The following is a 22292-nucleotide window of genomic DNA, read 5'->3' on the forward strand; positions in this document are numbered from 1 at the left end:
ATATGAAGACTAAAAAATATTCTACAGCTCCTTTGGATGCTAAAGATAGAGCAAATGTAAAACCTGTTGTGTGTTATCCAATAGATGAATTAAAAGAGAGCAATTTATCTATATTACTTAATGTTAGAAAAAACCTAAAAAATATTAGTGAAATCATAATACCTCCGAGAGATGCTAAAACTTTTGAAATTAAAAAAGGTCAATTTTTCAGAATTGAAAGCATAGAAGGACCTCAAGTAGGTGACCTAAACATCTTCCAAGCAGATAATTTACAGGAGAAATTTTATTCAGGTAAAACTCGAGCTCTTTATGGAACACATCTTTCAACAGGAGATAAAATGTTAAGTAGCTTTCCTTATTTAAGATCATTAGCTACAATTACTTGGGATACTCTAGATTGGTATGGATATGATTTAGATGGTGGATCTGTTCATGATGTTATAGGAACACGATGCGATCCGTATACATCGAAGCTACTATCAGGTACAGATTATCATTATTGTTGTCATTCAAATTTAACAAGAGCTTTAGTTAATGAAAAAGGAATTAAGATAGATGAAGCTGAAAAACTTGTTCATGATGTGTTAAATGTTTTTATGTGTACGGGTTTTACTAATGATACAAAGCAGTATTTTATGAAATCAAGCCCGGTAAGACCAGGTGATTATTTAGAATTTTTTGCTGAAACAAATTTACTTGGAGTTTTGTCTACTTGTCCTGGTGGTGATTGTGGCTCAGAACATTCTTCAGATAATGTAAAGTGCTATCCATTAAAAGTTTCAATCTGGTCCTCACCAGAAGATTTATTGAAAGATTTGGCTAATTCAAAAATATCTAGCTATAATAGAAGTCATGGCATTGATTAATTGAACTTATTATGTCATTTAACAATATTTCATTCATACTGCATCAACCCCAGCTATCTGAAAACATTGGAGCATGTGCCAGAGCAATAAAAAATTTTAAATTCAAAAATTTAATTGTTGTAAAACCAAAACCATTTTTTCCAAATGACAAGATTCTAGCTACATCCGTTGGAGCTAAAGATATTATTGTTAAAGCAAAAATCCATGAAACTCTAGAATTTGCAGTTAAAAAAGTAGATATTATTATTGCGACATCAGCAAGATTTAGAAATAAGAACATCAAACATATAAAATTAAAAGATTTAAAAAAAATTGACTTTAATAAGAAAATTGCTTTTTTATTTGGTTCTGAGGCTTCTGGTTTATCTAATAAAGAAATTAGTTATGCTAATTATACGATGCTGATACCAACTAACCCTGATTTTAAATCTTTAAACTTATCCCATAGTGTTATTATAATTGCACAAACAGTAGCAACCATTATTAGTTTAGAGGGAAGCAAGTATTCCAAATCAAAAAAAGTAACTTTAGCAAGTAAAAAGCATGTGCAGGCAATGACGAACTTATGTATTAATAAATTAGAAGAAAAGAACTTCTTCAAACCTTTGGAGAAGAAGCCTATTATGTTAGAAAACTTAAGAAGTATTTTTTCTAAAATGGAGCTATCTGAGAAAGAAACTCGTATATTATCTAGTGTATTTGCCAGTTTAGCCAAAAAAGGTTGATTGACAAAATAATGAGTAAGTTTATAACCCCAACTATCAAATGACAAAAAGAATTAACTCTAAACATAAAATAGATAGAAGATTAAAAATAAACTTGTGGGGAAGACCTAAAAGTCCTTTTAACACTAGAGCCTACGGTCCTGGTCAACATGGTCAAGCAAGACAAGGTAAACCCTCCGATTATGGTATCCAGTTACAAGCTAAACAAAAATTAAAAGGTTACTATGGTAATATTAATGAAAGACAATTTAGGAATATTTATAAAAAAGCAACAATGCAAAAAGGTGATACTGGTGAAAATTTAATTGGTTTACTTGAGAGAAGATTAGATGCTGTCGTGTATAGAGCTAGATTTTCAACAACAATTTTTTCTGCAAGACAACTTATAAATCATGGTCATGTAAAAGTTAATGGCAAAAAAGTAAATATTGCTAGCTATATGGTAAGCGAAGAAGATACGATTGAAATTAGAGATAAATCTAAACAATTAGCTTTCATCGATATTGCTTTAGCAAATAAAGAAAGAGAAACACCAGAATATATTCAGTTAGATGAAAAAAATAAAAAAGTTACTTTTGTTAGAACTCCTAAGTTTGAAGAAGTTCCATATCCAGTGGTAATGGAACCTAATCTAGTTATTGAGTATTACTCTAGATAATAATTTTTATTTTTTAAAACTAATTCCCTTTTCCTCAAGAACTTTCTTAAGTTCACCGTTTTCATACATTTCTTTAACGATGTCACATCCACCTATAAATTCACCTTTGATATAAATTTGTGGAATGGTAGGCCATTCACTAAATTCTTTTATTCCTTCTCTTAAAGGTTGGCTTTCAAGAACATTAATACCTTTATAACTAACTTCTAAAATTTTTAACATATTTGATACAGCCATAGAAAACCCACATTGGGGAGCATCAGGTGTTCCTTTCATAAATAAACATACTTCATTTATATTTATATGATTTTGAATTAAATTTTTTGTTTGATCATCCATTATTGCTCCTTTGTTTTAATTGCTAATGCGTGCAGTTCATTACCCATTTTTCCTTTTAAAGAATTGTATACCATCTTATGTTGTTCTATTTTACTTTTGCCAGAGAACTTTTTAGATGTAACTGTTGCAGAATAATGGTTGCCATCTCCAGCTAAATCTTGAATTTCGATAACTGCATCAGAAATAGCCTCTTTTATTAGTGTTTCAATTTCTTTTAAATCCATTGCCATTATTTGCTCATATAATTAGTTAACCAATTTGTATGTGATTTAATTAAATCGTCAATTGATACTTTTGACTTATCATCAATAATTAAATTATCATTATCTACAGTTCCAAGATCATCAAAATGAACAGTATTTGCCGAAAGTATTTTACTTACATTTTGAAGGTCATTTTTGTTGATTTCTATAATATACCTACCCTGATCTTCTCCAAACAAATATTCAAATTTATTAATTAGATAGTTTGGTTTTTTTAGTGTGGCACCTTTTTTACCCTTAATACACATTTTGGATAGTGCGGTAATAATACCACCTAATGATACATCATGTGCAGATTTGATAAAATTTTTATCTATAAGTTTTAAGACTGTTTCACCATTGTTTTTTTCATTGAAAAGATTAATTTCAGGAGGGGGACCATTTTTTTCATTTAAAACTTCTCTAGCAAACAAACTTTGATCTAGGTGGCCCTCTGTTTTTCCTATCACTAAAAGAATATTTCCACTTTCTTTAAGATTCATTGTAACCATGTTTTTATAATCTTTAATCAATCCAACTCCACCAATCGCAGGAGTAGGTTTAATTCCAATATCTTTAGTTTGATTATAAAAAGAAACATTTCCTGATACTACTGGAAAGTCCAAGTAAGCACTTGCTTCACCTAAGCCCTGAACACATTCTACAAATTCACCCATATTCTCATCATTTTCAGGACTACCAAAATTTAAGCAGTTAGTAATTGCAATTGGTTTCGCACCAACTGAAATTAAATTTCTCCAGCTTTCACAAACAATTTGCTTTCCACCACTTAAGGGGTGAGCCCAGCAATACACAGCTGAAGAGTCCACAGATGCAGCAACAGCTTTGTTCGTACCATGAACTCTTACTACACCAGCGTCCCCACCAGGTTTTTGAATAGTATCACCCATAACAGTATGATCATACTGTCGCCAAATCCATTCTTTACTACATGCATTTGGATTGGATAAAATTTTGTTTAGAACATTAACTATTTTTAAAGTTTTAAATTGTTCTTTTTCAATTTTTATTTTTTTTGGCAATTTAGCTTTTTTCCATTTTCGATCATACATAGGGGAATTTTCAACTAAAGTATTAACTGGTATGTCTGCTACTTTTTCTTCATTAAAGTAGAGCTCAATTTTTTTATTTTTTGTTGTTTTACCAATCACAGCAAAGTCTAAATTCCATTTATCAAATATTTTTTGAGCCGATTCTTCCTTGCCACTCTCTAAAACAATAAGCATTCGTTCTTGGCTTTCTGACAGCATAATTTCGTACGGTGTCATGTTTGTTTCTCTGCAAGGAATTTTATTTAAATTTAATTCAATTCCCAAGTTTCCTTTTGAAGCCATTTCAATACTCGAAGATGTTAGTCCTGCAGCGCCCATATCTTGAATAGCTATAATTGAGTCTCCAGCCATTAATTCTAGGCAAGCCTCTAGTAAAAGTTTTTCAGTAAAAGGATCACCAACTTGAACAGTTGGTTTTTTTTCTTCTATTTTATCATCAAAAGATGCAGACGCCATACTGGCGCCATGTATTCCATCTCTGCCAGTTTTTGAACCAACATAAATTACAGGTTTTCCTAAACCAGCAGCTTTTGAATAAAAAATCTTATTTTTTTTAACAAGACCTAAGGTCATGGCATTTACTAAAATATTACCATTATAAGAGTCGTCAAAACTAGTTTGACCTGCAATAGTTGGAACACCCATGCAATTACCATAACCACCTATACCACGAACAACACCACGTAATAAATTTTTAGTTTTTTTGTGTTGAGGTGAGCCAAAATGAATTGAGTTTAAATTTGCTATAGGTCTTGCGCCCATTGTAAATACATCTCTCATAATTCCACCAACTCCAGTTGCAGCGCCTTGATAAGGTTCAATAAATGAAGGGTGATTATGACTTTCAATCTTAAATACTATTGCATCATCATCACCAATATCAACAACACCAGCATTCTCGCCAGGTCCTTGGATTACATTTTTTCCTTTAGTTGGTAAGTTTTTAAGATGAAATCTTGAAGATTTATAAGAACAATGTTCGTTCCACATTGCTGAAAAAATACCTAGTTCGGTAATGTTAGGAACTCTTTTTAATAAATCACAGATTTTTTTATATTCTTCTTTTTTTAAACCATGATCGATTGCGAGTTGCTCGTTAACTATCATTATTTTAAATTATTAATTAAGTTTTCAAAAAATATTGAACCATCTTCACCTGACAGCGCAGGATCTATCATTCTTTCAGGGTGAGGCATCATTCCTAAAACATTTTTTTGTTTATTAAATATACCAGCTATATTGTATAATGAACCGTTAGGATTAGATTGCTCATTAACATTTCCGTTTTTATCTGAATAAAATAAGGCTATTTGGTTATTATTATTAATGTCTTTAATTTGTTCATTAGAACAAAAGTAATTTCCTTCATTATGAGCTATATGAAACTTATAAACATCTTTTTTATTACCTCTAAAATAAGAGTTGTCTTTATTGTTAGCTTTAACAAAAACATTTTTACAAATAAATTCTAGGTATTTATTTCTAAGCAGCACACCAGGTAGCAAACCAGACTCAACTAAAATTTGAAAACCATTACATATCCCCATAACTTTGCCACCCCCTTGAGCAAAGTTTAAAACAGATTTCATAATTTTGGATTTTGATGCCATACTTCCACATCTAAGATAATCACCATATGAAAAACCACCTGGTAAAACTACTAAATCACTTTTTGGAAGTTCAACATCATCATGCCAAACCATTTTATTTTTAAAGCCAAATTTTTTTAAGGCAACATCCATGTCTCTATCACAATTGGATCCAGGAAAAGTTATTACGGATGAATGCATTTTTTATTATTGTGATCCAATAATTTTAAAGTCTTCTATTACTAAATTAGTTAAAAGTTTTTTACACATCTCTTCTACCTTTGCTTCAGCTTTTTTCTTATCATTTTCTTTTGTATCAATTTCAAAATATTTTCCTTGCCTTACTTCATTGATATCTTGAAATCCCATACTATCTAAGGTTTGGTGAATAACTTTACCCTGAGGATCTAAAACATCTTTCTTAAGAGTTATAACCACTGATATTTTCATATTATTTTCTTTTTTTAATTGAACTTAATTTAGTAACATTGACAGCACTTAAGTTAGATTGTTCATGTAAAATACCAAGTCTTTTAGCAACTTCAGTATAAGCTGGAATTAAATCACCTAAGTTTTTACGAAATCTGTCTTTATCTAACTTTTTATCAGTGATACTATCCCACAATCTACAAGTATCAGGACTAATCTCATCCGCTAAAATAATCTCATTTTTTCCATTTTCTTTAAGCCTTCCAAATTCAAGTTTAAAATCAATCAGTTTAATTCCAACTCCTCTAAACATTCCAATCATAAAATCATTAATTCTAAGGATCATTTTTTTAACTTTTTCTAATTCGGATTTTGTAGCCCAATCAAAAGCCAAGATATGCTCTTCTGCAATAAGTGGATCACCTAAACTATCATCTTTTAAACAATATTCTAATAATGGTTGCTTTAAAACTGTTCCATCTTCAATACCAAGTCTTTTAGTAATAGAACCTGTTGCAACATTACGAACAATAAACTCAATAGGAATAATCTCTACCAATTTAATAATTTGCTCTCTCATGTTTAATCTTTTAATTAAATGATTTTTAATCCCAATTTGGGTTAGGTTTGATAAAATATGCTCAGATATTCTATTGTTTAAAACTCCTTTACCTTCAATGGTTGATTTCTTTAAGTTATTAAAAGCTGTTGCGTCATCTTTAAAATATTGGATAACTAAATTTTTATCAGATGTTGCATAAATTATTTTTGCCTTACCTTCGTATAACTTTTTACCTTTTTTCATTATTTAAAAACTCTTCTAAAGATTAAATCTACATTTTTAAAGTGCGATGAGTAATTAAATATAGCTTTTAATTTTTTTGAAGAAATTTTAGCCATTATGAACTTATCACCTGATATAACATCAAATAAATTTAGATTTTCTGCAAAACATTTTTTAGCATAGTTTTGAACCATTTTATAAGATTGCTCTCTACTTAGACCTGATTTTGTTAATTCCAACATTACTTCTTGTGAAAAAATTAAACCTTTAGTTATATTCAAGTTTTCAATCATCTTTTTTGGATAGACAATCATTTTATCCAAGATATTACTAAGTCTGACTAAGGCAAAATCTAAAGTTATGTTTGCATCTGGTCCGATGTTTCTTTCAACACTTGAGTGAGAAATATCTCTTTCGTGCCACAATGCAATATTTTCTAAGGCAGGGATAACCGCACTTCTCACCATTCTTGTAAGACCAGTTAAATTTTCACTTAATATAGGATTTTTTTTATGAGGCATTGCTGATGAGCCTTTTTGTTCTTTTGAAAAAAATTCTTGCACTTCATAAACTTCTGTTCTTTGTAAATGTCTAATTTCAATTGCAACTCTCTCAATAGAGCCAGCGATAATTCCAAGGACAGAAAAGTAAAAAGCATGCCTATCTCTAGGTATTACCTGAGTTGATATTGGTTCAATTTTTAAACTAAGTTTTTTTGCAACGTATTTTTCAACATTAGGATTAATATTAGCAAATGTTCCTACGGCACCAGAGATTGCACATGTAGAAATTTCATCAATTGCATTAACTAATCTCTTTCTATTTCTTTTGAACTCTTCATAAAAAGAAGCTAGTTTTAAGCCAAAAGTTATTGGCTCCGCATGAATTCCATGACTTCTACCTATGCATGGAGTGTATTTGTATTTTTTGGCTTTTTTTTTTAAAACATTAAGAATTTGATCAATATCACCAAGTAAAATTTTTCCTGATTGAACTAATTGAATATTTAAGCTAGTGTCAAGTACATCAGAAGACGTCATTCCTTGATGAAGATATCTTGCTTTAATTCCTGCTTTTTCTGTAACAGAAGTTAAAAATGCTATAACATCATGCTTAACTTTAGACTCTATTAGATGAATTCTTTTGACATCAATTTTAGTTTTTTTTCTAACAATTAAAGCCACACCTCTTGGAATTTGGCCAAGTTTTTCCATAGCCTCGGCTGCAGCTACTTCTACATCAAGCCAAATCTTGTATTTGTTTTCTTCTGACCATATGTCAGTTAGTTGTTTTCTAGAATATCTTTCAATCATTAATTATAAGTAAGGAGGCTTAGAGTAACCTTTAACAGATTCTGTAAAGATTTCATAACCATTTTCAGTAATACCGAGTGTATGCTCAAATTGAGCAGATAAAGATTTGTCTTTAGTCACTGCTGTCCAACCATCTTTAAGCATTTTAACGTCCCATTCACCAGAATTTATCATAGGTTCAATTGTAAAAGTCATTCCTGGTCTAAGTTCCATTCCAGTATTTTTTCTTCCATAATGCAAAACATTTGGTGGTTCATGAAATGTTGTACTTATACCATGACCACAAAAATCTCTAACAACAGAAAATCCTTTTTTTTCAACAAAAGATTGAATTGTGTGTCCAATGTCACCAAGTTTTAACCCTGGTTTTAAAGATTTAATAGCTAACATCATAGATTCATAAGTTACATCAATTAGATTATTAACTTTAACTGGTGTCTTTCCCACACAAAACATTCTACTGGTGTCCCCATAATGTTCGTTGATAATAGCTGTAACATCGACATTTATAGCATCACCCTCATTTAAGACTCTATCTGATGGAATTCCATGACATACAACATGGTTTAAAGAAGTGCATAATGATTTTTTAAAACCTCTATAAAAGAGAGGAGCAGAGTGTCCACCGTTATCTCTTATAAACTCATATCCTAATTTATCTATAGAATCAGTAGTAACACCAGGCTTGATGTTATCAGTTAGTAAATCTAGAGTCCTCGCAGCTAAGTTTCCAGCAATTCTCATTTTTTCAAATTTTTCTGAATATTCAATCATATGTAATATTTATTCTGAAATATCTTGGTTAATAATTATAAAAAATTCTGATAGAACTGTTGTATTTATATCCTGATAATGAAAAAAAATAAATTAAATATTTTAGATTGTACCTTAAGAGATGGTGGTTATTACAATAATTGGTATTTTAAAAAAGATTTAATCAATGAATATCTAAGGGTTATGGATATTATCAAAGTTGATTATGTTGAAATAGGATTTAGATTTCTTGATAAAGTAAAAACAAAAGGACCAACAGCTTATTCAGAAGAGAGATTTTTAAAAAGTTTAAAAATACCAAAAGGCTTAAAAATTGGTGTAATGGTAAATGCTTCTGATTTTATTAATAATAAGAATATAATCGATTTAGCAAAAAAAAATTTTAAATCAAAAAAAAATTCAATAATTTCTTTAGTTAGAATAGCCTGTCATCACTTTGAAATTAAAGAAATAACACCTTTAGTAAATTGGCTTAAAAAATCAGGATACAAAGTTGGTGTAAATATTATGCAAATACCAGAATTATCGATTCGAGAAATAAAAAATACAGTTTTACAGGTTAAAAAAACTAAAGCAGATGTTTTATATTTTGCTGACAGTCTTGGAAGTCTAGATTCAAAAAAAACTAACAAAATAATCAAACTCATTAAGTTATACTGGAAAAAAAACACAGGTATTCATACACACGATAATATGGGAAGAGCGTTAGAGAACTCACTTGAAGCGATTAAAAATAATGTTAATTGGATAGATTGTACAGTTTCAGGGATGGGTAGAGGACCAGGTAACACAAAAACAGAATATCTAATTTTAGAATTAAAAAGAAAAAATGAAAAAAGTGAAAATCATGTTCAATTATTAAATTTAATCAAAAATTATTTTGAACCACTCAAAGACAAATATAAATGGGGATCTAACCCTTTTTATTATTTTGCTGGACTTAATTCCATTCATCCAAGTTTTGTTCAAGAAATGTTAAGTGAGGAAAGTTTTCAACCAGAGGATATTCATTCAAATTTAAATTATTTAAATTCTGTTGGAGGTAAAAAATTTAGTAAAGAACTAATCACTCTAGGAAAAAATTTTTATAAAAAAATTAATAAAGGTTCATGGTTACCATTAAAATTACTTAAAAAAAAAGATGTACTTATAATAGGACCAGGCCAATCTACATTGCAATATAAAAATAGATTAATTAAATTTATTTTAAAAAACAAACCCATTGTTTTTGTTTTGAATGCAATAAAACCAGTCCCTGAAAAGTATATTCATGCACGTATTGTTTGTCATACTTTGAGACTATTATCTGATATAGATAAATACAAAAAATTTAATACCAGTCTGATTACACCATATTCAAGTTTTTCTAAGAATGTAAAATCAAGAATTAAATTTAAAAATGTTTTAGATTTTGGGCTACAAGTTAAAAATTATAAATTTAAATTTGAAGAAAATTTTGCTATATTACCGAATTCTTTAGCTATAACATATGCCTTAGGCATTTGTACTAGCGGTGATTCCAAAAGAATATTTTTGATTGGTTTAGATGGTTATACCCAAAATAATCCAAAAAAATTTGTAATGGATGAGTTATTTCAAAACTATAAATTAGAGAATAAAGCAAAAAAAATATTTTCACTAACACCAACAAACTATAAGATTAAAGTTATTAAAAAGATTTAATGATTGATTATTTATTGGTAATTCCTGCAAGATATCAGTCAAAAAGATTACCAGGAAAACCTTTGCTTGATATAAAAGGCATCCCAATGATTATTAGAACATTTAATCAATGCAACAAAGTTGTGCCTAGAAATAAAATTATAGTAGCCACAGATGACAAAAGAATTGAATTTATATGTAAAAAAAATAATATTAAAACAATCATTACTTCTAAAAAATGCCTTACAGGAACAGATAGAATTGCTGAGGTGTCAAAAAGAATTAAAAAAGATTTTTATATCAACGTTCAGGGTGATGAGCCAATTTGTAACCCTACAGATATTATGAAAATTATTAAGTATGCAAAAAAATTCCCCAACCAAATTGTAAATGGTTTTACTCAAATTAAAGATAAAAAAAGCTTTTACTCACCAAATATACCAAAAGTAGTTTTTAGTAATGATAATTATCTTTTATACATGTCTCGTGCACCAATACCTTCAAATAAAAAAAAATCATTTTCTAAAGCTTGGAGACAGGTCTGCATTTACTCATTTCCATACAATGCACTAAAATTATATGCATCTGTTAAAAAAAAAACAACCATTGAATCAATAGAAGACTTGGAATCTTTAAGGTTTCTTGAGCTTGGTTATAAAGTAAAAATGCTAAAAATGTCTAATAAATCAATAGCTATAGATATTAAAGAGGATTTATTAAAAGTTAGAAAGCTTGTAAAAAAATAAATATTCAATGTCAAAAAAAAACATATTAGTTTTAGGATCAAAACCTGGCTCAATGCTCCCAAATATTAAAGTTGAAAAAATTTATACAGCTAATGGTGCTGCTGAAAAAGCTCAAAAATATTTAGATAGATTTCCTAATACTCCTTTCACTGCAGTTATCGGAGGTAGAGAATTTGAAATAAATGAAGAAGTTCAAAAAAGAGTTATTAAATCACATCCAGATATTTTATTATCAAGATCGGGTTCTATAAAGTTTGAAAAATATGATTTTCCAAAAAAAACTAACTATGAATTTTTTTCATTTAAAGATGCTTTTTTTTTCCAGTCTCAGTTTTTTAAATTAAATATATTAGATATTTTAATAAAAGAATTTTATTATGAAGAAAAAATTTCAAGTAAGATTATTCATGTTTTAAGATTGATTAAAAATGGAAAATTGGGAGGTGTTTCAACGGGATTCTTCTCAATTCTTCATGCATTAAAACTTTATCCTGAAAGTGACATTATAATATCAGGTATTGGAATGAGTTTTGGTGGCCATTTTTATGATAAAAAAGGCTCTCGGTATAACAATAGATCAAAAGTTGATATAGCTTTGATGAAAAATTTAAAAAAAAAATTTAAAGATAGGCTATATACACTTGATGTTGATCTGAATACAAACACAAAAATTAATTTATTTGAATCAGAAACTTTTTAAAATGAAAGAAAAATTTTTAGACACTAATATTAAAAATAAATCAAAAACTGTCGAGGACAAGATTCAATTGATTAGACACAATGGTGTTTTGCTTCCATTACCAACAGAAATTGAAATTAGTGAATCTGGAACATGCAATAGAACTTGTTCGTTTTGTCCTCGTAGTGCATCTGATTTTGTCGATAAAAAAGAATTTATTAGCAATTCACTTCATGAAAAACTTTGTCTAGAACTTAAAGATCTAAGTTATAAGGGCACAATCAGGTACAGTGGTTTTGTCGAACCATTATTAGATAAAAATATTTATAATTTGATTAGCATGGTTAGAGATAATCTCCCAGAATGTAATATAGAAATGGTAACAAATGGGGACCCATTAAACTTAAAAAGACTTAATAAACTATTTGAAAGTGGATTGAAAAAAATTCTTATAAGTGCTTATGATGGTAAAAAAGATGCCGATAAATTAGAAGATTTATGTATAAGTGCAAATCTATCAAGTGAACAATACATAGTTAGACATAGATATTATTCAGAAGAACAAGATTTTGGCATTACACTAAGCAATAGATCAGGACTTATGGAAAATGCAGAATTTAAAATAAAAAGTTTAAAAGAGCCACTTAAAAAACCGTGTTATATTCCATCTTATACTTTTTTTTTAGATTATCAGGGTGATGTTTTAATGTGTCCACATGATTGGGGTAAAAAAGTAATACTTGGGGATTTAAAAAAAAAAAAATTACTAGACATTTGGTTTAGTAAAAGATCAATTAGTATTAGAAAAATGTTAAACAAATCTAATAGAAAAATGGAGCCTTGTAACGTATGTGATGTTGAGGGCACATTTATGGGTAAAAAAAACTCAGGATATTTTAATTGATGAAAAAAAAAGTTTTAATTCTTGGTGGCAGTTCAGATATTGGTCTTGAGTTAGCAAATCTTTTTATTAATAAAGATAACTATAATGTTAACTTACATTACAATTCGAATTATAAAGGAGTAAAAAAAATTGACAAAAGTTGTAACCTGATCAAAGCAGATTTATCTTATTATAATTACAAAAATATATTAAAAAAATTTGATGACAACTACGATATTATAATAAATTTAATTGGATTTATTAATGGAAAATCATTTGAGAAATTTAAAATTGAAAGTTTAGAAAAAACCTTAAGAATAAATTCATTTATACCCTTGCTGATAATTAGAATGTCTATAAAAAAGATGATTAAAAAAAAATGGGGGAGAATTTTAAATTCATCTAGTGTAGGAGTTAAATTTGGTGGAGGAAATCAGACTTTCGAATACTCGCTTTCAAAACATTTGAATGAATTTATACCAAGTTATTTAAAAAAAATTGCTGATAAAAATGTATTTTATAATGTGCTAAGAATAGGTTTAACAGACACCAAAATACATAAAAAAATATTAAACAAAGATTTAATTGCCAGAACAAAACTACTACCTATAAAAAAAATGGCCACCTCAATAGATATTGCAAATTATATTTTCTATCTTTCATCTAACGAAAATCAATTTATAACAAATGAAATAATTAATATAACTGGTGGAGAATAGTTTTAATTTTTTAAGACACTATCTTTATTTTTTTTTCAATTTTTATTTCTTTGGAGCTTATAATACAACGATATGCTAAGAATTTAACACCTTCTTTTTTAGCAATTAAATAATTTTTATAATATTCTTTATCAATATCTTTTGCAATTTTAAAACTTTCAATTCCTTCAATTTGAATTAAGAATAATAAATATGTTTGAAAACCTTTTTTTCTAGCTTCAACTAAAGTTTTTAAATGTTTTGTACCTCTAGAAGTGATTGCATCTGGAAATTCTGCAATTTTTTTATTTCTAAATAAAGTAACATTTTTAACTTCAACAAATATTTTTTCTAATTTTTTTTTTATCAAAAAATCAAATCTTGTTTCTTTATTGTAAAATACCTCAGGTTTAATATCTTCATTATTAGACAATTCTTTAATTAAGTTGTTGGATAGGCCATGAAATGCAATTTTATTTGCAAAGTGAGTATTAACACCAACATAATTCTTTTTTACTTTAATAATTTCTAGTGTGTATTTTAATTTTCTTTTAGGATCATCATTTTTAGAAATAAAAACCTCATTATTTTTATCTAGTAGTCCTTTCATAGAGCCTGTATTAGGACAGTGTGCTGTAACTACTTCTTTATTTAGTTTGATATCAGCAAAAAATCTTTTATATCTTTTGATTAGTTTGCCTTTAATTAAAGTTTTGGTAAATTTCATATACTAAATATATATTTAAAAATGATAAAAAGCACAAAGGTAAACGCTTCAATATTAATTATTGGCAATGAAATTCTATCTGGAAGAACTCAAGACACGAACACGAGCGCAATAGCTCTATGGTTAAATACTATTGGCGTTCTAGTAGAAGAAGTAAGAGTAATCCCTGATATAGAAAGCACAATAATAAAAACAGTTAATGAGCTTAGAGTAAAAAGTGACTATGTATTCACAACTGGTGGTATAGGCCCAACTCATGACGATATAACAGCAGCATCAATTTCAAAAGCATTTAAACTAAATTATGAAATCCACAAACAGGCATTTAAAATGTTAGAAGATTATTATAAACCTGGTGAATTTAATGAAGGTAGACAAAAAATGGTTTGGATGCCAAGAAATGCCAAATTAATTATAAATCCAACTAGTGGAGCACCAGGTTTCAATGTTGAAAATGTTTTTTGCTTACCTGGCGTTCCTTCAATTTTAAAATCAATGTTGGGAGGATTAAAAGATAAGATAATTGGAGGTGAACCAATATTAAGTCATACAATTAGCTTGAGAACTGTTGAAAGTGAAATAGCAAAATCATTAACTGAAGTCCAAAATAAGAATAAAGATATTGAGATTGGTAGCTATCCTTTCTTTCAAGCTGGTAAATTAGGAGTATCAATTGTGATACGCTCTGAATTTAAACATAAAATTGACACATGTTCTTCTCAAATTCTAGAATTTGTTAATAAAAAAAAGATAGAAGTAGTAGAAAGATAATTAATGAATTTCCTTTAGTCGTTTTAAAGGCAAAAAACTTTTTATGAAAAAAAATATAATACATTTTAGTATGAATGATTACACTGGAGCTGGATTAGCTGCTTTTAGATTTCATAAAAACCTTAAAAAAAATAAATTTAATTCTTATCTTGTAGTAAATGAAAAGAAAAATAATTTTAAAGATATAATTGAGCTTAATAAAAAAAGAATCTTTAAAAACTTTTTAAATAAAGCAGAATTTTTTTTACTTTCGAAAAATAATAAATTTGCATTTTATGATAAAGGTAGATATCTGATCAATGATATTAGAGAATTAAATTTTATGGATACGCTTAATCCAGAGGTGGTAATATTTCACTGGGTTACAAATTTCATAAATCCTATTTTGCTTAATCAAATTAAAAAAAAATATAAATGTAAAATAATCTGGAATGTTATTGATATAGCTCCCCTTACAGGAGGGTGTCACATAAATTGGGGTTGTAAAAACTTCCATAAAAAATGTAATAAATGTCCTGCTGTTAAAAAGATTTTTCAATACAGACCAAGAAAAACACACCTAATAAAAAATAAAATTTTTAACAATCTTAAATTAGACCTTTTATACACAGGAGACTGGATGGGTGAACAAATTAAAAATTCATCTATAGCAAAAGGAAAAAAATCTTATAAATTAATGATACCAGTCGATGAAAATAGTTTTAGACCTAATAGCAAAACTAAAAAAAAAAATCCGTGGAATATTAAAATAAATAAAAAGATTATTTTATTTAGATCGTCATCACATTTAAGAAAAGGAAATAAAATTTTAATTTCCTCAATAAATTATTTGATTAAACAATCCAATATATCAAAAAAAAAATTTTGCCTTATGTCTATCGGTGATAATTATGCTCAAAACTTGTTAAATAAGTCAAATATTGAATATTTCAATTTAGGAAATATCATATCTGAAAAAAAACTTATTAAAGTATATCAATTAGCTGACTTATTTATATCTCCATCAACAGAAGATGTTGGCCCAATGATGATCAATGAAGCGGTAATGTCTGGGCTTCCAGTAATCTCATTTGATATTGGTGTAGCAAAAGATTTAATAATTAATAAAATTAATGGATATAAAATAAATAAAATAAGCTATATAAATCTTGCAAACTCTATAAAAAAATTTTTAAATTTAAGCAGACAGGATGAAGAAAAAATGAAAAAAAATTCAAGATTAATTGGTGTAAAGTATCTTAGCTTAAAAAAACACATAACTACATTTAATCAAATTTTAAAATAATAATATTTTTATGATTATACTTGGAATTACAAACGATTATACATCAGGTGCATGTTTAATAAAAAATAATATTTTAAAATCCTGTGTAAGCGAAGAGAGATTTACAAGAAAAAAGTTAGAAAAAAGTTGGCCAACACAATCAATTAACTATGTCTTAAAAGATCAAAATTTAAAACTAGAAGATATAGATCAGATAGTTTACGGGTATTCGCGAGGTTTTAAAGTTGAAGATGATTTGTTATTTTATTTTGATAGAATTGTATACGAAACTAAAAATAATCCTAAAGAACTAGAAGTATTTAGAGAGAGAATTGAACAAGAAATAATCAGAGGTGCTAATGTTAGAAAAGAATTTTCTGATTTTGTTAAAAAAAATAAGATTGAAAAAAAATCTATTTCTCTAAGACATCATGATTGTCATGGATATAGTGTGTATTGTTTATCTAAATTTAAAGATTCTTTAATAGTAACTGCTGATGGAAGAGGAGATTTTGAAGCAATAACTGTATCTCATATTAAAAGTGGAAAAAAATATAATTTATACAGGTCTACAACCAATGATAGTTTAGGTTATTTCTATTCTAGAATAACTAAATTATTAGGTTTTACCCCACACAGACATGAAGGAAAAGTTACAGGGTTAGCTGCAAGAGGAAATCCTAAGAAATTATTAAGATACATGGAAAAAATGATTTTTTATGAAAAAGGAAAAATATATGCTGTAAATGGAGAATTCTACAAACCTTTTTATGAAGATGGTAATAACAAGAAAGCTTGGAGTAAAAAAGCACTCAATATATTTAAAAAACATTCAAAAGCTGACATTGCAGCAGCGGCCCAAAAACATCTGGAAAACTTAATAACAAAAATTGTTGCATTCTATATGAGAAAAGTTAATGAAAAAAACTTATGTATTGCTGGTGGAGTATTTGCAAATGTATTATTAAATCAAAAAATTAGGGAATTAAAAGAAGTTAACAATATATTTACTCTTCCACATGTTGGTGATGAAGGTTTAGCTTTAGGAGCCGCTGCAGGATACAATTGGATAATTAATAAAAAAAAAACAAAATTCAAAGATTTATATTTAGGACCAAAATTTAAATTAAATAAAAGTTCTTTAGAAAAAAAATATAATATTAAAATTAATAAAATAAAAAATACAACAAATTTTATGTTTGATTGTTTAAAAGAAAACAAAGTTATTGGTTTTTTAAATGATAGAATGGAATTTGGTGCTAGGGCATTGTGTAACAGAAGTATTATTTATCATTCCAATGATGTTACGATTAATGACAGACTTAATAAAAGATTAAGAAGATATGAATTTATGCCTTTTGCTCCTGTTACTGCAGTTGAGTTAGCAAAGAAATGTTATAAAGGTTGGCAAAAATCACACCTATTATCAGAGTTTATGACGATAACTTATGATTGTACGAATTTAATGAAAAAAAATAGCCCAGCAATTATACATGTAGACAATACTGCTAGACCACAAATTTTGAGAAAAGAAAAAAACAAAATAATACATTCACTTTTATTAAAGTGGTATAAAGAAACTGGTGGACTTTCATTGATTAATACATCATTTAATGTTCATGAAGAACCGATTGTGTGCAGTCCAGACGATGCAATTAAATCTTTCAAAAAAAAAATGATAGATATATTAGTAATTAATGATCATCAAATAGTAAATCTTGATTAAAGTAGCTATTATAGGAAAATTTGGTTATTTAGGTCATAACCTAAAGAAATATCTTCAGAAAAAAAAAAATATAAACCTCAAAGCATTCTCTTATGAAGAGTTTTGTAACATTAAGAATATTAATACTTTCAGTTTTATAATTAATGCTGCAATCAATAAAAAATTTATAGAAAATAAATATAATAAAAATTTAGATATTGATTTAAAAATATCAAATAAAATATTTGATACAAATTGTAAGTTTATTTTTTTAAGTACTAGAAAAATTTATTCTAATGTTCCAAATATAAAAGAAGAAAGTAAGCTTAAACCTCAAGATTTATACGCTAAAAATAAAGTAATCAGTGAAAGACAATGTTTCAAAGTTTTAAATAAAAAATTAATTATTTTAAGAATACCAAATATTATTGGAGGTGAAATCAAAAATAATAGAAAAGTTAGGGTGAGTTTTTATGAAAATTATTTAAAAATTATTAAGAAAAAAAATAAATTTTTTTATGAAAACTATTATAAGGATTTTATATCTATGGAACAATTTTGCAAAATAATACTTAAAATTCTAAAATCTAATCTTAATGGTATTTATAATGTTTCTTTAGGAAAAAAAATATATATTAAAGAACTCCTTTCTTGGTTAAATTTTGCAAATAAAGATAAGAAGCTTTTTGTAGAATCTGCACATAAATTAAAAAATGAAAATTTTTATTTAAATAATACAAAAATTAGTAAAACACTTAATATTAAAATTAAAAAAATTGAATTAAAAAAATATTGTATCTATTTAAGTAAAAAAATTTTTAAAAATGAATATCATAAAAAAATAAGATAGAAATTATATGCTTTATTTTGCTTACGGTAGTAATCTTCATCATCTTCAAATGAAAAAAAGATGTAAAGATAGTATTTTTTTAAAAAAAATAAATTTAAGTGATTACAGATTAACTTTCAGAAATATGTATGCAGATATTGAGTTTAAAAAAAAACAATTTGTTACTGGAGCATTATATAAAATTTCTAAAAGTGATGAAAAAAAATTAGATATATATGAGGATTATCCAATTATATATAAAAAATATTATTTTACTTATTATAGAAAAAAAGTGATGACATACACGATGACAAAAAAAACAGGTTTTACTTTTCCATCGGAACGTTATCTAAATATTATAAAAAAAGGTTACAAAGATTGTAATCTAGATAATCGTATTCTCAAAAAAGCATTAAAAGATTAACAAAAAGTAGTTGAGTTATAAATAAAAACAGTTAAACAAATGAAAATAATATATGCCCTCGTGGTGAAATTGGTAGACACAAAGGACTTAAAATCCTTGCCGCTTGCGGAGTGCCAGTTCGAGTCTGGCCGAGGGCACCATTAAGTGAAAATTAATTATAGACCAGAAATAGATGGATTAAGGAGCATAGCTGTAGTTTCAGTAATTCTATATCATGCTCAAATTGTTATTTTTAATTTACAACCTTTTAAGGGTGGATTTATAGGGGTTGACATTTTTTTTGTTATTTCTGGTTATCTAATAACCTCAATAATTATAAAAGAATTAATAGATAAAGGTGATTTCTCATTTAGAAATTTTTATGAAAGAAGAGTAAGAAGAATATTACCAGCTTTATTATTTGTCATTTTGTTATCAATACCATTTTCTTGGATTTATTTATATCCACTAGATTTATTAGGTTATTCAGAGTCTATTTTATATTCCTTAGGCTTTGGATCGAATTTCTATTTTCATTACTCAGGTTTAGAATATGGATCTCCCGAAGGATTATTAAAACCGTTTCTGCACACATGGTCCCTAGCAGTTGAGGAACAATATTACATTATATTTCCAATTATATTATATTTTATATTTAGATATAATAGAAGAATCCTCGTTTATGCTTTATTAATATTATTTTTTGTAAGCATGATGTTAGCAGAGTGGGGTAGTAGAAATTATCCTTCTTTCACTTTCTATTTACTTCATGCAAGAGTTTGGGAATTAATTTGTGGATCATTAGTTGCTTACTTTGAGATTAAGTTGGGTCAAAGGTGTAAAGAAAAATTATTATGTCAAATCTTTCCATTGGTAGGTTTGTTGCTAATTATTTTCTCAATTATATTTTATGATAATACAATTTTTCATCCATCTACCCTTACATTGATTCCAGTTATTGGTGTTACTTTAATATTATGGTTTTCAAGTAAAGATGACATTATTACAAGAATTTTATCTCATAGTAGTTTTGTAGGAGTGGGTTTGATTTCGTATTCACTGTATTTATGGCATTACCCAATTTTTTCATTTGCTAAAAATTTAGAGATTTTTTTTAACAACAATCTAGGTAAGTTATTTTTAATTATATTAACTTTTATTTTAGCATTCATTACTTATTATTTTATAGAACAGCCAGCTCGGAAAGTTAATTCCTATAAAAAAGTACTTTCAATATTAATTATATCGATATTAATAATTTTTACTTATACTGTTACAGTTATTATCAATGATGGCTTTGCCAAAAGATTAAAAGTTAAAAATTATCAAGAAAAACATACATATATGTACCTGACTCAAGATAATGACTACTGTTTTAATAGAAGAGTCAATCATTGTAATTTTGGTTATCACAAAAAAAAGATTATTTTATTAGGAGATTCACATATGGCGAGTCTTGCATATGATCTTCGTGAAAGAGTAAGAGATAAATATAGTTTTTTACCATTAACAATGGCTGGATATTTTCACCTGAAAGATGTTAAGCAAATAAACAAACATACAAAAAAAATTAACTATGATTATAAAACCACAAGGGATAATATTGATAAAATTTTAAAAAAATCTAAAAATAATATTATTATAATTGGTGGTGTGACATCATTATACTTTTACAATAAAAGAGTAGAGGGAAGAGCACTCCATTGGGACAAGTTATTTGTTAATAAAGATACGCTTGAATATGATTCTACAGTAATAGAAAAAGCCTTTATTAATTTGATTAAAGAGTTATCTGTAGATAATAAAGTTATTCTTTTGTACCCAATCCCAGAAGTAGGTGTAAATTTACAAAAAAAAAAGTTTGAGAATATGGTAAGAGTATTTGATTATAAATATTCTGATTTTTTGAAACAAAATCAAGAAGTTCTAAATTTTTTTGAAAAAATCAGTTTACCAAATGTAAGCAAAGTATACTCTTACAAAGCCTTTTGTAAGGAAGAGTTAAATTTATGTTCAACCCATGATGAAGATAATTTCTTCTTTTTTGATGGCTATCATCCATCACTAGAAGGTGCTAAAATGATAAATAATTTGATATTTGAAAAAATTAACTTATTAGAAAATAAATAATGAAAAACAGTTTCTGCTTAGTTTTTGATAAAACTAAAAGTTCTTTTAAAATTAAATCTTTGTTACTAAAAAAAATTAAAATTACCACATTTAAAAAAGCTAATCTGATTATTGTTTTGGGTGGTGATGGATTCATGCTTCAAACATTAAAAAAATTTTATAAACTTAAAAAACCTTTTTATGGGATAAACACTGGAAACTATGGGTTTTTAATGAATAAATTTTCTAATAAGAATTTTCTTAAAAATTTAAAAACTTCTCACAGTGTAAGAATTCATCCATTACAAATGATTGTAAAAACTAAAGTGGGTAGATTAAAAAAATCAATAGCTATAAATGAGGTATCTATTTTAAGGCAAAGCAAACAAGCTTCTTCAATTTCAATATCTTCTAACAAAAAAAATATAATTAAAAACTTAGTTTCTGATGGTGTTTTAGTTTCTACACCAGCTGGAAGTACTGCTTATAATTTATCAGCTCATGGTCCTATATTAAATTTAGATTCTAATAAATTAACGGTTACACCAATTAGTCCTTTTAGGCCAAGAAGGTGGAGAGGCACAATTGTTAGTGATAAATCGAAAATTATAATTAAAAATTTAGATACTAATAAAAGACCTATTAGTGCCGTGGCTGATAATTTTGAAGTTAGAAATGCCAAAACTGTTATAATTCAATCAAATAAGAAAATTATTTTTGATTTATTGTATGATCGAAATAATAGTCTTTACAAAAAGATTAAAATTGAACAAGTTAGAAATGAAACCTCAAATAATTAAAATGATAATTGACACTTGGTAAATTATATTAGCAATTATTATCGTTAGCTTATCAATCATAATGCCAATTTATTATTCTTCAAAAAAAATGAAAAGATAAAAAATAAATAAAAAAATTTTTAGCGACCACTTGATCTTAGCACAATCCTGGTCCAATCCTGGCACAATCAATTATAAGATTTAATTAAAAACTGATTTAGCAAAAATTATAAACTTTAATTTTA

The 22292-nt window shown here is 27.1% G+C and carries 24 protein-coding genes and 1 tRNA gene; 16 read left to right on the plus strand and 9 right to left on the minus strand.

Annotated features, from left to right (window positions below):
• The first annotated feature begins 2 nt into the window (after positions 1-2).
• From ABXT56_RS02225 to rpsD, 3 genes are read left to right on the plus strand one after another with little or no spacing between them, the layout of a single operon-like run.
• Positions 3-866: an urea carboxylase-associated family protein gene (locus ABXT56_RS02225; protein WP_415300872.1), complete on the plus strand. Its 864-nt coding sequence runs from the start codon at positions 3-5 to the stop codon at positions 864-866.
• 11 nt (positions 867-877) lie between these two features.
• Positions 878-1591, plus strand: a complete 714-nt coding sequence (locus tag ABXT56_RS02230) for an RNA methyltransferase (RefSeq protein ID WP_415300874.1) — start codon at positions 878-880, stop codon at positions 1589-1591.
• A gap of 40 nt (positions 1592-1631) precedes the next feature.
• The gene (rpsD, locus tag ABXT56_RS02235) at positions 1632-2249 is read left to right on the plus strand and encodes a 30S ribosomal protein S4 (protein WP_415300875.1); all 618 of its coding nucleotides are present in this window, start codon (positions 1632-1634) and stop codon (positions 2247-2249) included.
• A gap of 6 nt (positions 2250-2255) precedes the next feature.
• On the opposite strand, the gene grxD is transcribed toward rpsD, so the two are convergent.
• The 8 genes from grxD to map are packed head-to-tail and all read right to left on the minus strand — an operon-like array spanning position 2256 to position 8792.
• Positions 2256-2588: a Grx4 family monothiol glutaredoxin gene (gene grxD, locus ABXT56_RS02240; RefSeq protein WP_415300876.1), complete on the minus strand. Its 333-nt coding sequence runs from the start codon at positions 2586-2588 to the stop codon at positions 2256-2258.
• The gene (locus ABXT56_RS02245) at positions 2588-2818 is read right to left on the minus strand and encodes a BolA/IbaG family iron-sulfur metabolism protein (RefSeq protein ID WP_415300878.1); all 231 of its coding nucleotides are present in this window, start codon (positions 2816-2818) and stop codon (positions 2588-2590) included. The genes grxD and ABXT56_RS02245 overlap by 1 nt, the downstream gene beginning before the upstream one ends.
• Entirely contained in the window at positions 2818-5010 is a 2193-nt protein-coding gene (purL, locus tag ABXT56_RS02250; RefSeq protein ID WP_415300881.1) for a phosphoribosylformylglycinamidine synthase subunit PurL, read from the minus strand. The genes ABXT56_RS02245 and purL overlap by 1 nt, the downstream gene beginning before the upstream one ends.
• Positions 5010-5693 carry a phosphoribosylformylglycinamidine synthase I gene (gene purQ, locus ABXT56_RS02255; RefSeq protein ID WP_415300883.1) on the minus strand — a complete coding sequence of 228 codons (684 nt, stop codon included), beginning with the start codon at positions 5691-5693 and terminating at the stop codon, positions 5010-5012. Before purQ ends, purL begins: the two co-directional genes overlap by 1 nt.
• Positions 5694-5699: 6 nt before the next feature.
• The gene (purS, locus tag ABXT56_RS02260) at positions 5700-5942 is read right to left on the minus strand and encodes a phosphoribosylformylglycinamidine synthase subunit PurS (protein ID WP_415300885.1); all 243 of its coding nucleotides are present in this window, start codon (positions 5940-5942) and stop codon (positions 5700-5702) included.
• 1 nt (position 5943) lies between these two features.
• Complete coding sequence (purC, locus tag ABXT56_RS02265) at positions 5944-6726, minus strand: phosphoribosylaminoimidazolesuccinocarboxamide synthase (RefSeq protein ID WP_415300887.1); 783 nt, start codon at positions 6724-6726, stop codon at positions 5944-5946.
• Entirely contained in the window at positions 6726-8018 is a 1293-nt protein-coding gene (gene purB, locus ABXT56_RS02270; RefSeq protein ID WP_415300888.1) for an adenylosuccinate lyase, read from the minus strand. The genes purC and purB overlap by 1 nt, the downstream gene beginning before the upstream one ends.
• Positions 8019-8021: 3 nt before the next feature.
• Positions 8022-8792 carry a type I methionyl aminopeptidase gene (map, locus tag ABXT56_RS02275; RefSeq protein ID WP_415300890.1) on the minus strand — a complete coding sequence of 257 codons (771 nt, stop codon included), beginning with the start codon at positions 8790-8792 and terminating at the stop codon, positions 8022-8024.
• A gap of 78 nt (positions 8793-8870) precedes the next feature.
• On the opposite strand from map, the gene ABXT56_RS02280 reads away from it, so the two are divergent.
• From ABXT56_RS02280 to ABXT56_RS02300, 5 genes are read left to right on the plus strand one after another with little or no spacing between them, the layout of a single operon-like run.
• Entirely contained in the window at positions 8871-10475 is a 1605-nt protein-coding gene (locus ABXT56_RS02280; protein WP_415300892.1) for an aldolase catalytic domain-containing protein, read from the plus strand.
• On the plus strand, positions 10475-11200 hold the full coding sequence (kdsB, locus tag ABXT56_RS02285) for a 3-deoxy-manno-octulosonate cytidylyltransferase (RefSeq protein WP_415300894.1): 726 nt from the start codon (positions 10475-10477) through the stop codon (positions 11198-11200). Before ABXT56_RS02280 ends, kdsB begins: the two co-directional genes overlap by 1 nt.
• Before the next feature lie 7 nt (positions 11201-11207).
• Positions 11208-11900: a hypothetical protein gene (locus tag ABXT56_RS02290; protein ID WP_415300896.1), complete on the plus strand. Its 693-nt coding sequence runs from the start codon at positions 11208-11210 to the stop codon at positions 11898-11900.
• Position 11901: 1 nt separating this feature from the next.
• Positions 11902-12783, plus strand: coding sequence for an SPASM domain-containing protein (locus ABXT56_RS02295; RefSeq protein ID WP_415300898.1), 882 nt, complete (start codon positions 11902-11904; stop codon positions 12781-12783).
• A complete protein-coding gene (locus ABXT56_RS02300; RefSeq protein ID WP_415300900.1) occupies positions 12783-13481 on the plus strand; it encodes an SDR family oxidoreductase in 699 nt (232 codons plus the stop codon). The genes ABXT56_RS02295 and ABXT56_RS02300 overlap by 1 nt, the downstream gene beginning before the upstream one ends.
• A gap of 10 nt (positions 13482-13491) precedes the next feature.
• Here the strand turns inward: ABXT56_RS02300 and sfsA are convergent, their stop codons facing one another.
• Positions 13492-14187, minus strand: coding sequence for a DNA/RNA nuclease SfsA (gene sfsA / locus ABXT56_RS02305; protein WP_415300902.1), 696 nt, complete (start codon positions 14185-14187; stop codon positions 13492-13494).
• A gap of 21 nt (positions 14188-14208) precedes the next feature.
• Between sfsA and ABXT56_RS02310 the strand changes: the two genes are divergently transcribed.
• The 8 genes from ABXT56_RS02310 (at position 14209) to ABXT56_RS02345 (ending at position 22068) form a co-directional block, all read left to right on the plus strand.
• Positions 14209-14958 (plus strand): competence/damage-inducible protein A, encoded by a 750-nt coding sequence (locus ABXT56_RS02310; RefSeq protein ID WP_415300903.1) that lies wholly within the window; start codon positions 14209-14211, stop codon positions 14956-14958.
• A gap of 43 nt (positions 14959-15001) precedes the next feature.
• On the plus strand, positions 15002-16243 hold the full coding sequence (locus ABXT56_RS02315; protein WP_415300905.1) for a glycosyltransferase: 1242 nt from the start codon (positions 15002-15004) through the stop codon (positions 16241-16243).
• A gap of 10 nt (positions 16244-16253) precedes the next feature.
• Positions 16254-17948 (plus strand): carbamoyltransferase C-terminal domain-containing protein, encoded by a 1695-nt coding sequence (locus ABXT56_RS02320; RefSeq protein ID WP_415300907.1) that lies wholly within the window; start codon positions 16254-16256, stop codon positions 17946-17948.
• Positions 17941-18777, plus strand: coding sequence for an NAD-dependent epimerase/dehydratase family protein (locus tag ABXT56_RS02325; protein ID WP_415300909.1), 837 nt, complete (start codon positions 17941-17943; stop codon positions 18775-18777). Before ABXT56_RS02320 ends, ABXT56_RS02325 begins: the two co-directional genes overlap by 8 nt.
• A 7-nt stretch (positions 18778-18784) precedes the next feature.
• The gene (locus ABXT56_RS02330; protein ID WP_415300910.1) at positions 18785-19180 is read left to right on the plus strand and encodes a gamma-glutamylcyclotransferase family protein; all 396 of its coding nucleotides are present in this window, start codon (positions 18785-18787) and stop codon (positions 19178-19180) included.
• Positions 19181-19234: 54 nt separating this feature from the next.
• Positions 19235-19320: transfer RNA gene (locus ABXT56_RS02335), tRNA-Leu, on the plus strand.
• A 4-nt stretch (positions 19321-19324) separates the two neighbouring features.
• Complete coding sequence (locus ABXT56_RS02340) at positions 19325-21289, plus strand: acyltransferase family protein (RefSeq protein WP_415300912.1); 1965 nt, start codon at positions 19325-19327, stop codon at positions 21287-21289.
• Positions 21289-22068 (plus strand): NAD kinase, encoded by a 780-nt coding sequence (locus tag ABXT56_RS02345; protein ID WP_415300914.1) that lies wholly within the window; start codon positions 21289-21291, stop codon positions 22066-22068. Before ABXT56_RS02340 ends, ABXT56_RS02345 begins: the two co-directional genes overlap by 1 nt.
• Positions 22069-22292 lie beyond the last annotated feature (224 nt).

Source organism: Candidatus Pelagibacter sp. Uisw_134_02, from assembly GCF_047720265.1.
Lineage (GTDB): Bacteria > Pseudomonadota > Alphaproteobacteria > Pelagibacterales > Pelagibacteraceae > Pelagibacter.